Source organism: uncultured Polaribacter sp. (assembly GCF_947497695.1).
In the GTDB taxonomy this organism is placed as follows: Bacteria; Bacteroidota; Bacteroidia; order Flavobacteriales; family Flavobacteriaceae; genus Polaribacter.
The window spans coordinates 445,871-457,943 of record NZ_CANMHM010000001.1 but is presented as its reverse complement, the minus strand read 5'-3'; the positions used below and the strand labels follow the sequence as shown (position 1 = coordinate 457,943).

At 30.5% G+C, this 12,073-nt stretch carries 8 protein-coding genes and 1 pseudogene; 4 read left to right on the top strand and 5 right to left on the bottom strand.

The annotated features are described in order from the left end of the window. The gene (locus Q0731_RS02075) at positions 1-1,071 is read right to left on the bottom strand and encodes a hypothetical protein (RefSeq protein WP_299059169.1); all 1,071 of its coding nucleotides are present in this window, start codon (positions 1,069-1,071) and stop codon (positions 1-3) included. A gap of 21 nt (positions 1,072-1,092) precedes the next feature. After that, positions 1,093-2,148 (bottom strand): hypothetical protein, encoded by a 1,056-nt coding sequence (locus Q0731_RS02070; RefSeq protein ID WP_299059167.1) that lies wholly within the window; start codon positions 2,146-2,148, stop codon positions 1,093-1,095. Between the two features lie 174 nt (positions 2,149-2,322). Between Q0731_RS02070 and Q0731_RS02065 the strand changes: the two genes are divergently transcribed. Together Q0731_RS02065 and Q0731_RS02060 are read left to right on the top strand one after the other, a co-directional pair. Further along, positions 2,323-4,179, top strand: coding sequence for a hypothetical protein (locus Q0731_RS02065; RefSeq protein ID WP_299059165.1), 1,857 nt, complete (start codon positions 2,323-2,325; stop codon positions 4,177-4,179). A gap of 4 nt (positions 4,180-4,183) precedes the next feature. After that, on the top strand, positions 4,184-4,855 hold the full coding sequence (locus Q0731_RS02060; protein ID WP_299059163.1) for a response regulator transcription factor: 672 nt from the start codon (positions 4,184-4,186) through the stop codon (positions 4,853-4,855). A 71-nt stretch (positions 4,856-4,926) separates the two neighbouring features. On the opposite strand, the gene ssb is transcribed toward Q0731_RS02060, so the two are convergent. From ssb to Q0731_RS02045, 3 genes and pseudogenes are all read right to left on the bottom strand, one after another. Beyond that, the gene (gene ssb / locus Q0731_RS02055) at positions 4,927-5,262 is read right to left on the bottom strand and encodes a single-stranded DNA-binding protein (protein ID WP_299059161.1); all 336 of its coding nucleotides are present in this window, start codon (positions 5,260-5,262) and stop codon (positions 4,927-4,929) included. After that, complete coding sequence (locus Q0731_RS02050) at positions 5,249-5,494, bottom strand: helix-turn-helix transcriptional regulator (protein ID WP_299059159.1); 246 nt, start codon at positions 5,492-5,494, stop codon at positions 5,249-5,251. The genes ssb and Q0731_RS02050 overlap by 14 nt, the downstream gene beginning before the upstream one ends. A gap of 40 nt (positions 5,495-5,534) precedes the next feature. Then, positions 5,535-5,702, bottom strand: a pseudogene (locus Q0731_RS02045) (single-stranded DNA-binding protein); the annotation flags it as partial. 395 nt (positions 5,703-6,097) lie between these two features. On the opposite strand from Q0731_RS02045, the gene bglX reads away from it, so the two are divergent. After that, positions 6,098-8,380, top strand: coding sequence for a beta-glucosidase BglX (gene bglX, locus Q0731_RS02040; RefSeq protein WP_299059157.1), 2,283 nt, complete (start codon positions 6,098-6,100; stop codon positions 8,378-8,380). Between the two features lie 528 nt (positions 8,381-8,908). After that, positions 8,909-12,058 carry a TonB-dependent receptor gene (locus tag Q0731_RS02035; RefSeq protein ID WP_299059156.1) on the top strand — a complete coding sequence of 1,050 codons (3,150 nt, stop codon included), beginning with the start codon at positions 8,909-8,911 and terminating at the stop codon, positions 12,056-12,058. Positions 12,059-12,073 lie beyond the last annotated feature (15 nt).

Sequence of the window (12,073 nt, the reverse complement as noted above, 5' to 3'; positions counted from 1 at the left end):
TTAGTTATTAGATTTTACTTTTACATTTATTTGTAAACCAGTGCTATTGCTATAGCCAGTGGTAGGCACATTAAATTCGTAAATATTGGGTATGTCTGGTAAACCTGATAACCTATACCCAGCGTCTTTACCATCAATTTCATAGAACATTCCGCAATCTATACCACCAACTCCTGCACCTTTGGCTTGTGAACCTGAAGAAAGTATATACCTGCCATCTGTAGAGTATCTATCATCTGTATCTTCTATAAATGGGTTTGTATTGGTTAATTTGTTGTCGTTATCATCTGCGGTGGGAGAAGTTACTGAAGTATGGAAGAAAATATTATTTTTAATATTATTTTCCCAATCATCATTATTTATAAAAAATGAACCAAGTCTAAAAATATTATTTGATATTGTAGATTTAGATATATCACTACCTTGGCTTCTAAATCCAATACCTATTGGCAATCCATTCCATAATACATTATTTCTTATTGTTAAATAACTTCCCTTTACTAAATTTGAAGAGGTTATATAGTTACCTTCTATCAAAGAACCGCTTCCTACTCTAATAGAATAATCATAAGATGAACTTGACGAACTACTATACCTTCTTTCTCCGTATATATAATTATGAAAAATATTAATATTTGTAACTTCTATACCTCTATTTGCTGGGGTATTATAAAAACCAATTGTTCTTACATAATTTCTAACAAAAGAAATATTTGAAACGCTTTCTGAAAAAGCAAATCCATTAGAACTTATACCTGAAATAACAGAACCCTCTGAACCTTTTTTAAAAGTAATTCCAGAAACTATGGAACTTACAGGGTCCGCGTGGGTATTCGGATTTTCAGTTAAAAAATAACCAGTCCCTTTTATGATAATTCGTTTTTCTATAGTAACATTGTTATAACTTCCAGAAGAAACCAAAAGCGTACTCCCAGCAGCAACAGTATTTATGGCAGTTTGTAAATCATCAAAATCAGCTTTTGCATTGGGTTTGTTGTCTACAGTATACGTAGATTGTGCAAGAACAATGGTAGGAATACTGAATAAAATAAGTATTAACAGTTTTTTCATTTTCTGTGTAATTTGATGTGTTTAATTATTAGATTTTACTTTTACATTCACCTGAATACCAGTGCTGTTGCTATAGCCAGTAATTGGTACATTAAATTCGTAAATGTTGGGTATATCTGGGATACCCGAAAGTTTGTAACCCCCAGCAAACATTCCACAATCTACACCACCAACACCTGCCCCTTTTGCTGGTGAATCTGAAGAGAGTATATATTTGCCATCTGTGGAGTATTGATTATCAGAATTATCTACGAAAGGACTTTTTATTACCAATTTGTTGTTGAAGTTATCTGTTTCTTGAGAGGTATTACTAGGATGATAAAAGATATTATTTCTTAAAGAATTACCACAATTATTTACTGCTGAGGAATTATAATTCGTTGGAATAGCAGCAGCACTATTCATAATATTGTTTTGAATGAAAGAGTCTTTTACATTGGCATTACAATAGAAATTAGAACTAGGTGCAACAGCTATACTTTGTTGTAAAACATTATTAATTATATTAAGGTTAGTTCCTTGGATAAAATTAGAATTCCCAATATAATTTCCAGTTATTTCAGAGTCATTTAATGCAATAGCTACCCTTATACAACTTGAACAGTTACTTTGAGAATAGCCAATGATATAATTTTCCTTAACTAAATTATTTGTGCTTGCAGCACCAGAATGAGAAATATACAGTACTCTATTTCTAATAAAGGATATATTAGATACTCCATCAAATATTTTAAACCAACTTGTTGCATAAAGCCCAGATATTGTAGAACCAGAAGAGCCAGCTTTTAGAGAAATACTTGACACCTTAGATTCTGAAAAGTCTTTTTGCGTATTAGGATTTTCCCCCAAGAAATACCCAGTCCCTTTAATTGTAATTTTTTTTTCTATTGTAATTCCTCCATAGCTAGTTGAAGAGCCTTGAACTAAAAGTATACTCCCAGTAGTAACAGTGTTAATAGCAGTTTGTAAATTACTAAAATCTGCTTTTGCATTGGGTTTGTTATCTACAGTGTAAGTACTTTGGGCAGGTAAGATGATTGTAACAAAAAATGCTACCAGAAGGCAGAGATTTTTCATAGAAATTTTGGTTTTAATTAATTGTGTTAAATATAGTTAAAATATATTTAGTCTATAAGTGTTACTTCTTGTTTTGATTTCAAATATAAATTGGTTTAGCAATTCTTAACCTAACCATATTAGGGTTTTAGTTATAATTAATTTTCTATTTTTGAGGAAACTACAAGAACTATGATGAAGAAACTTACTTTACTAGCTTTATTTTTAATTACTTTTTGTGCTTTTGGTCAGTCCAACAAGAAAATTGATAGTCTAAAAAAAGTTCTACAGGGTACAACCAACAATGTAGCTGTTTTAAACAAGATTAGCGTGTTATATCAAAGACAGAATATAGATAGTGCATTGTTTTATGCAAAAAAGTCTGTTTCAATATCAGAAAAAGCAAAACATAAATTACTGCCAGAATCTTTAACAGGTTTAGCAATTGCTTATTGGTACAAAGGTAAACTTGACAGTGCACAATATTTTATAGAAAAAACCTTAGTTTCTGATAAGCTGATTTTAGATTCTTTATTATGGGCAAAGAACAATTGTAATTTGGCTATTTTATTAAGTAACAAAGGCAATTACAATGATGCTATTAAAAAGTACACTAATGGTAACAGTTATTTTCTAGCTAAAAAAGACTCTGTTCAAGTTTATAAAACACATATTAATATTGCTATTTTATACAATACGATAAGAGAATATAATTTAGCATACGAAGAAAATACAAAAGCTTTACATATTTTAAAGAATTTAAAAAATCAAGAATATTTACCCAGAGTTTATAATAATATAGGGTTAAACTTGATAGATTTAAAGCGGGAAGAAGAAAGTTTACAAGTGTTTAACAAAGGATTAGTACTCGCTCAGAAACAATCTAATAAATTGGATGAAGCTATTATTTTAGGAAATTTAGGTTATATAAAAGTAAAGTTAAAACGCTTTGCGGAAGCTAGAAAACACATACAAGAATCTCTTGAACTGGTAAAAGAAGTCAACACCCCTGATACTAAGATAAAGAATTTACTCAGTTTAGCTGAACTAGAATTGGCAACGAAAAATCTGAATTCAGCAAATAAAGTAATTCTTCAGGTAGAAAGAGAAATTGAATTACTAAAGCTAGCTAATAGCTTTGTTGCACAAACTACAGACACACAATTATTGTTATTAAAGAGTAATCTATTTTTAGCTGAGAGAAAATACGAAGAAGCTTTTACAGCAAAGGAAAAGTGGGTGCAAATTACAGATAGTATTAAGTCTGTAGAATTTTCAAATAGAATATCTAAGTATAAGTCTAATCAAGAAGCGCAACAAAAAGAAAACGAGATTTTAAAACTAAAAAATGAAAGCCAAGCAAAAGAATTACTAATTCAGCAATCAAAAACAAAAACCAATTATGCCATAGCCAGTATATTTCTAGTTGTTTTGGGAGGAGGATTGTATTTAAGAAAACGAAAGAAAGACCAAAAATTCAAACTACTTGAAGAGTCTATAAAAAGTAGTGAGCTAGAAAAAATTAGAATAGGTAAAGATTTGCACGATGGTATTGCCAGTAAGTTAAGGTTACTAGCTCACGATTTTGAAACCAAAGATGTAGAGACTTCACATAAACTGTTAGATTCTTATACAGAAATACGCAATCTATCCCATCAATTGAATAATACTCCTATTCACGGCGAAGTTTTTATGGATAGACTCTATGAAATTGTTCCGAAAAACACCGAAAACAAACTTTTTGAAGTACAAATTGAACCTCCTTATCTGGAATTGAAAGAACCTTATAGCACACATTTGTTTAGAATATCTCAGGAGTTATTTACCAATAACTTAAAATATGCCAAAGCATCAAAAACAATTGTGAAGATTAGATTAAATGATAATTATCTACAATTGAATTACTCGGATAATGGAATTGGTTCTTCAGATTTAAAAAAGGGGAATGGGCTTAACAGTATAGAAGATAGAGTTACACTTTTAAAGGGTGATTTAACTATTGATGTAAACAGTGGTTTTACTGTTAGAATTACTATTCCTTATAAAAACTAAACCTATGAATGTTTTAATTATTGACGACCATCAAATTCTTGAAGAAGGAATAACAAAAAGAGTTAAAAAAGTATTTCCTGATGCTATTTGCTGTTTTGCTGATAATGTTAGAACTGCTATCGCTAAAACTCAAGAAATAAAAGTCGATTTGATTTTATGTGATTTAGAGTTTAATAATGATTCAAAAAACGATGGTTTTTTCATAATTGAAAGTATTTTAAAATTTGAGCCAAGAATTAAAGCCATTGCTTATACCAATTACAATTCTTACAGAATTATGAAAAAGGCTATAAAAAGTGGGTTTTTAAGTTTTTTAGATAAAGGATGCAGTATCAAAGAGTTTGAAGAAACGCTTTTAAATGTTGTTGAAAATGGGACATACAAATCTACAACAATGCATAAATTATATAAAAGTAGAAATCAATTTACACGTTCTATTTTTAGTGATTCTATTTATGGTATTTCTGATTTAAGTAAAAAAGAATTGGAACTTACTTTACTTTCAAAAGACACAACTAATAGGCAAGAATTATCTAAAATTATGGGGAATACCCCTTATACAATTGACACTTATTTTAAGAGCATTACTAGTAAACTAAAACTAAACCATAGAAAAGATGTTGCTTTTTTTTGTGCAGAATTTTATGATGAATTGATAAAAGCAAAAGAAATATAAATCATCCTAAATCTTTAGAAAATACACGAAAAAATCTGGAGCTAAAACTCCAGATTTTTAGGTTTAATTGATTACTTATTCCCCAACATCAAAAGTTCGTTCACAACAACTTCTGTTATGTATCTTTTATCACCTTCTTTGGTTTCATAAGAACGAGAAGTTAATTTACCTTCAATAGCGACCTCTTTTCCTTTGGTTAAATACCTTTCTATAATGTCACAAGTCTTTCCCCAGGCTACTAAATTATGCCATTCGACCTTATCTATTTTTTCTCCTGATGCATTGGTGTAACTTTCATTTGTAGCAAGAGAGAATTTCGCTAATTTCTTTCCTGATTCTAGGTTTATAATTTCTGGATTGTTTCCTAAATTTCCTATTAACTGTACTTTGTTTCTAATTGAGTTCATAATATTTTGTGTTTATTGGTTTGTGAATTCTTGGGTCGTAACCCATAAATTCTATGAGTTTGTTTAAGTTTTTTCCTTTCGGATTTGATTCGTTATTTTCCCATTTATAGATAGTGGTTTGGTAAACATCTAGCTCTAATGAAAGCTCAAAAGTTGTATAACCGTTTTGTAATCTATACTGTTTTAGGTAGTCTCCTATGGTAACTGGATTTATGTTATACCCCCTAGGCATGGGCTTTTGGGCGAGAAGTCGAATTTCGCATATGGTCAACGACGTGGTGCCAATAAGCTCGCTCTACTTTGTTACCAGCTTTGTCTTTATAACTATCATCTGTTGCCATAGAAAATTTTGCCATTTTGTTACCATCTTTAAAGGTTACTATTTCTGGCTCTTGACCTAATCTACCTATTAATTGTACTTTGTTTCTTAACGTATTCATAAGATAAGTTTTTAAACACTTTTATTTTAAGTGTAAGTTTATAATTATTTTTTGTTGATGTTTTTCAACACTGCAAAGTTGCGACACAAGTAAACCTTTATTCGGTTTCGAAACAATTACTTTCGGTTGTAATTACTTGTAAACGTTTGTAAACGAATAATTATCCTTAGAACAAACTACTTTTTAATTTTAATAATTAAAAAATTAACATAAGAATTCTTTAATAGGATGTATCAAATTGATTATGAAATCGAATAAACAAAAGAAAATATAGATCAAATGATGCATCAATCTAACTATAATGTTGCATTGAATCATTTTAATGTGTTTATTTTTTTTGCTAAAGAAAACAATGTTTAAATTGGTTATATTAAATTTTTAAAAAACTAATTTTCATGAAAACTATTAAAAAAATAATATCAGTTTGTTTTATAATACTCTTTTTTTCTACTTGTTCTAAAGAACAAAAACAAGAAAATAAAATTGATAGTTATGAAAACAAAATTGATAACCTAATTGCTAAAATGACCTTACAAGAAAAGGTTGGGCAAATGAATCTCTACAATGGGTTTTGGGACGCAACAGGACCTGTGCCAGAAGATGGAAATGCAAAAACTAAGTACGAGCATTTAAGAAAAGGTTGGGTTGGTGCAATGCTAAATGTAAGAGGAGTAGACAAAACAAGAAGCTTACAAAAAATTGCAGTTGAGGAAACTAGACTTGGTATTCCTTTATTATTTGGTTTCGATGTAATTCACGGTTTTAAAACATTAAGTCCTATACCTATTGCAGAATCTGCAAGTTGGGATTTAGAAGCTATTAAAAAATCTGCAAGAGTTGGAGCAACAGAAGCTGCAGCTGCAGGAATTAATTGGACATTTGCACCCATGATAGATATTTCTAGAGATCCACGTTGGGGACGTGTAATGGAAGGTGGAGGAGAAGACCCATATTTAGGAAGCAAAATTGCAGAAGCAAGAGTGAAAGGGTTTCAAGGAGATAATCTTGCTGATGTAAACACAATTGCAGCCTGTGCAAAACATTTTGCTGGTTATGGTTTTTCTGAAGCGGGTAAAGAATATAATACTGTAGACATTAGTACAAATACATTATACAATACTGTATTACCTCCTTTTAAAGCTGCAAAAGAAGCAGGTGTTAGAACTTTTATGAATGGTTTTAATGATTTAAATGGAATTCCTGCTAGTACAAATAATTTTTTACAACGTGATATTCTAAAAGGAGAATGGGAGTTTGATGGTTTTGTAGTATCTGATTGGGCTTCTATTAACGAAGCTATTTTCTGGGGACAAGCAAAAGACAAAAAAGAGGCTGCTTATTTAGCTTCAACTGCTGGTTCTGATATGGATATGGAAGGATATGTTTATGTAAATGAATTGGTAAAATTGGTCAATGAGAAAAAAGTAGACATCACAACAATAAATGACGCTGTAAGAAGAATTTTAAGAGTAAAATTTGAACTAGGACTTTTTGAAGACCCATACAAGTATTGTGATGAAGAAAGAGAGAAAAATGAAATTGGAAATAAAGCACATCAAGAAGCGGTTTTAGACATGGCAAAAAAATCTGTGGTCTTATTAAAAAATGAAAAACAATTGCTTCCTTTAAAAAAGGAAGGACAAAAAATAGCATTAATTGGCCCTTTGGCAGATGATGATAATAGTCCTTTAGGTAGTTGGAGATTGGCTTCTGATGATCATACTGCTATTTCGATTTTAGAAGGAATGAAAGCATATAAGGGCAATACATTAAAATATGAAAAAGGGGTAGATTTTTATATTGGTAAAACAGCTTTTGTTGATGAAGTAAAAGTAAATACAACCAATAAAGAGGGAATGAAACAAGCAATTCAAGCTGCCAAAAATGCAGATGTTGTAGTGATGGTTTTAGGAGAACATGGTTTTCAAAGCGGCGAAGGAAGAAGTAGAACTAATTTAGATTTACCTGGTTTGCAGCAAGAGTTACTAGAGGCTGTTTATAAAGTAAACCCAAATATTGTTTTGGTTTTAAAAGCTGGTAGGCCATTAACAATTAACTGGGCAAAAGAAAATATACCTACAATTTTAATGGGTTGGCAATTAGGTACTCAAACAGGTAACGCAATAGCACAGGTATTGTATGGAGATTATAACCCAAGTGGAAAACTACCAATGACGTTTCCAAGAAACGTAGGGCAAATTCCTATTTATTACAACTATAAAAGCACAGGTAGAGGTAGTAATAGAGAAAACAATGTTTTCTGGTCTCATTATAGCGATGTAGAAAATACTCCTTTATACCCATTTGGTTATGGTTTAAGTTATACTAAATTCGAGTATAAAAACTTACAGTTAGAAAAAGCTACTTACTCTTTAAATGAAACTATAAAAGTATCTGTAGATATTACCAATACAGGAAATTATGATGGTAAAGAAGTTATTCAGTTATATATTAGAGATAAAGTAGGTAGCACTACAAGACCCGTTAAAGAATTAAAAGGCTTTAAATTAGTACCACTTAAAAAGAGTGAAACGAAAACAATTACTTTTCAATTAGCGAAAGCTGAATTAGGATTTTACAATAATCAAGGAAAATTTATTATAGAAGAGGGAGATTTTGAAATTTTTGTTGGTGGAGATTCTAACGCTAATTTAAAATCTAACTTTGAGTTAAAGTAATTTAACATCAATTTTAAACAATTTAAAGGGGCTATTTTTTGATATTTATCAGATATAGCCCCTTTCTTTCTTTAAATTACTTTTTAAAGGTTTAATAAATAATGTTAACAATACAATTCTTTGTAAAATAGTTGTTTAGTAGTTAAAAATAAAAAATGCTATGTAAAGTTGTACCTTTTAGTTGAATTCAAACAAAGTTTGATGTTACTTTAAAGTAAACAGCTATGTTTAGCTACTTAAAAATTAAGAAAGTTAAATATATTAAGACTCATTGTTGTAATTAAACCCAAGAATAAGAAACCTAAAAATACTTTTATCAATTTTATTAATGATTTTTTATTAATTTGTTAATTTTAAAGGGGTAAATATATCATATTTAAAAATTTTGCATCAAAATTTATATTGATTGCATCAAAAACACTAAACATTTTTAGCAATCAAAAATATCTTTGAACCAAGATTGTTAACATTGCGTTAATTTTTAAAACAACTATTTATATCGTTAATGAAGCATTAAACTAAATTTTGATGAAAAACATTCAATTAATTTTAAGATTTTCTATTTTTATTATGTTACTGATTATCCCACAATTCAGTAATGCACAAAACAGCTTAACTATTAAAGGTCAAGTAAACGGAACTGATGGTCAGCCAATACCTGGTGTTAGCATTGTAGTAAAAAATACAAGTAATGGTCAAGTAGCAGATTTTGATGGAAACTACATTATTAAAAATATTAAAAAAGGAGACATTCTTATTTTTTCTTCTATAGGATATCAAACCAGTGAGAAAATTGTTGGAGAAGCTACTATTATTAATGTGATACTTAAAGAATCTAGAACAGATTTAGATGAAATTGTTGTGATTGGTTATGGTACAGCTCGTAAAAAAGATTTAACAGGTGCTGTTTCAACTATACAAGCAAAAGCCATAGAAGAACAACCTGTTGCAAATGTTGATCAATTGTTACAAGGACAAGTATCTGGTATTACAGTAACACGTGCATCTGGGCAACCAGGAGGAGCAGTATCTGTTAGGGTTAGAGGGGTAACTTCTATAACTGGTAGTAATGAACCTTTGTATGTTATTGATGGAGTGCAGGTTAATTCTGCTGGAAGCAGCTCTTTTAACTTCTCACAATTTGGTGGTGCTGGAGGTCAAACACAGGTAAGTCCTCTTTCTACATTAAACCCATCAGATATAGAATCAATTCAAATTTTAAAAGATGCATCTGCAGCTGCAATTTATGGTTCTCAAGCAGCAAATGGAGTGGTATTAATTACTACAAAAAGAGGTAAAGCTGGGGTTGCAAAAATAACTTTAGAGTCGTATTCAGGTATGCAATCTGTACCTCGTACTTATGATTTAATGAATTTAAGAGAATACGCACAATATACCAATGAAGCACGAGCTACTATAGGTTTAGAACCGCTACCACAATTTAAAAACCCTGCTATTTTGGGCGATGGTACAGATTGGCAAGATGCTATCTTTAGACAAGCACCAATTAAAAGCCATCAATTATCTATTACAGGTGGTAATGAAAGTACTAAATATTACACATCCGTTAATTATTTTGAACAAGAAGGAATCGTTATAAATACAGATTTTAGAAGATTTAGTATGCGTCTAAATTTAGACCATAAATTCAGTGATAAATTTAAAATGGGTAACAACATTAATTTTAGTAATTCTCTAGAAAATGTGGTGCTAAATGATGCTGCTAATGGAATTATTGCAACAGCATTGCAACAATCACCAGACATACCAGTTCGTTTATCTGATGGTACATTTGGTGCACCAAACCAAACATTAGGTTTAGGTACAGATGAAGCAGTAAATCCAGTGGCATGGGCAGATATTAGAAAAACTAATTTAGAACGTTTTAAAATTAATGGAAATATCTTTGTAGAGGCAAAACTTTTAGAAGGCCTTACTTTTAGAACTGATATGGGATATGATTTTAATACATCTAGAAGTGAAGCTTTTAATCCTACTTATGAGTTTGGTGGAATTATAAACGAAGTAAATACATCTGTTAAATCTTTAGGAGAATCTTTTTTCTGGTTATTTAAAAACTACTTTACTTACGACCAAGATTTCGGCAAAAATTCTTTTAATTTTTTATTAGGTATGGAAGCGCAAGAAGGAATATATAAAGGGCTAACAGGTCAACGAGCAAATTTTCCTAATAATGATTTAACGGGTTTAAATACAGGTGATGTTGAAACATCTGTAGCTTCATCAGTTGAAAACGGAAATAGTCTTGTTTCTTATTTTGGAAGAGTTAATTATAATTATGATTCTAAATATTATCTTTCTGCATCTTTAAGGTATGATGGTTCTTCTAAATTTGCAGACGGCAACAGGTTTGATTATTTTCCATCTGTATCTGGTGCTTGGGTAGTTAGTAAAGAATCTTTTTTAAAGGATAATGATGTTATCAGCTGGCTAAAAATACGTGCTGGTTATGGAACCAGTGGAAATCAAGGTGTAGGAAATAATTTGTTTTTAGAATCGTTAACCAACGTGCCAACAGCTTTTGGTAGTGGTTTTGTAATACAAAACTTTGCAAACCCAAACATTGGTTGGGAAACGTTAATTTCTCCTAACTTAGGAATAGAGCTTGGTTTGTTAGATGATAAAATTCATTTAGAAGTAGATTTGTATCAAAAAGTTTCTAAAGACTTTTTAGCACCAGAACCTTTACCAAGTATTTTTGGAACTCATAACTCACAAGCTTTTCTCGGGGTAAGTCCTCCAACAATAAACTTTGGTGAAATGGTAAATACAGGGATCGATTTAAGTTTAAAAACTAGAAATATAGCAAATGATAAATTAGAATGGACAACGAATCTTGTGTTCTCTGCATACAAAAACGAAATTAGAGCATTGGTAAATGAAGGAGACGCTATTTCAGGTTTCTTTGCCTTTGGGCAAGAATTAACAAGATCGATTGTTGGGCAACCCATAGGTCAGTTTTATGGTTTTGTAACAGATGGTTTATTTAGATCACAAGAAGAATTAAGCAATGGTCCAATCCCTATAGAAACTAGAGATAGTAGTCAACCAGAAGTAAATGGAACTTGGCTAGGAGATATTAGATTTAAAGATTTAAAAGACGATGGTATTATTACTGATGAAGACAGAACTTTTATTGGTAGTCCACATCCAGATTTTACCTACAGTATTACAAATAATTTTAAAATGGGTATGTTTGATTTTTCTATTTTCTTACAAGGCTCTCAGGGTAATGAAGTTTATAATTGGACTAGAAGTATTACAGAAGGTATGACTTTGCCTTCTAATAATCAAGTTGCAGCTGTTGCCAATCGTTATTCTGCAGCTAACCCAAATGGAATATTACCAAGATATATCAATGGAAATCCTAATGGAAATAACAGAATATCAGACCGTTTTATAGAAGATGCTTCTTATTTAAGAATACAAAATGTTTCATTAGGATGCACTTTACCAAGTACCTTTTTTGGAAAAAAATCATTTATCAACCAATTAAGAATATATAGTACAGTACAAAATTTATACACTTTTACAAACTACTCTGGGTTTGATCCTGAGGTTGGTTCTTATAATCAATCTGCCACGTTAACAGGGGTAGATTTTGCTAGATATCCTGTACCTAGAACAATAACTCTTGGGCTTAATGTTCAATTTTAATTATAAAACTAAAAT

Excerpts from the sequence above, each read along its gene's own strand:
- Q0731_RS02065 (WP_299059165.1), top strand. The coding sequence starts at position 2,323 with ATGAAGAAACTTACTTTACTAGCTTTATTTTTAATTACTTTTTGTGCT.
- Q0731_RS02070 (WP_299059167.1), bottom strand. The coding sequence starts at position 2,148 with ATGAAAAATCTCTGCCTTCTGGTAGCATTTTTTGTTACAATCATCTTA.
- Q0731_RS02075 (WP_299059169.1), bottom strand. The coding sequence starts at position 1,071 with ATGAAAAAACTGTTAATACTTATTTTATTCAGTATTCCTACCATTGTT.
- Q0731_RS02050 (WP_299059159.1), bottom strand. The coding sequence starts at position 5,494 with ATGCCTAGGGGGTATAACATAAATCCAGTTACCATAGGAGACTACCTA.
- Q0731_RS02060 (WP_299059163.1), top strand. The coding sequence starts at position 4,184 with ATGAATGTTTTAATTATTGACGACCATCAAATTCTTGAAGAAGGAATA.
- ssb (WP_299059161.1), bottom strand. The coding sequence starts at position 5,262 with ATGAACTCAATTAGAAACAAAGTACAGTTAATAGGAAATTTAGGAAAC.
- Q0731_RS02035 (WP_299059156.1), top strand. The coding sequence starts at position 8,909 with ATGAAAAACATTCAATTAATTTTAAGATTTTCTATTTTTATTATGTTA.
- bglX (WP_299059157.1), top strand. The coding sequence starts at position 6,098 with ATGAAAACTATTAAAAAAATAATATCAGTTTGTTTTATAATACTCTTT.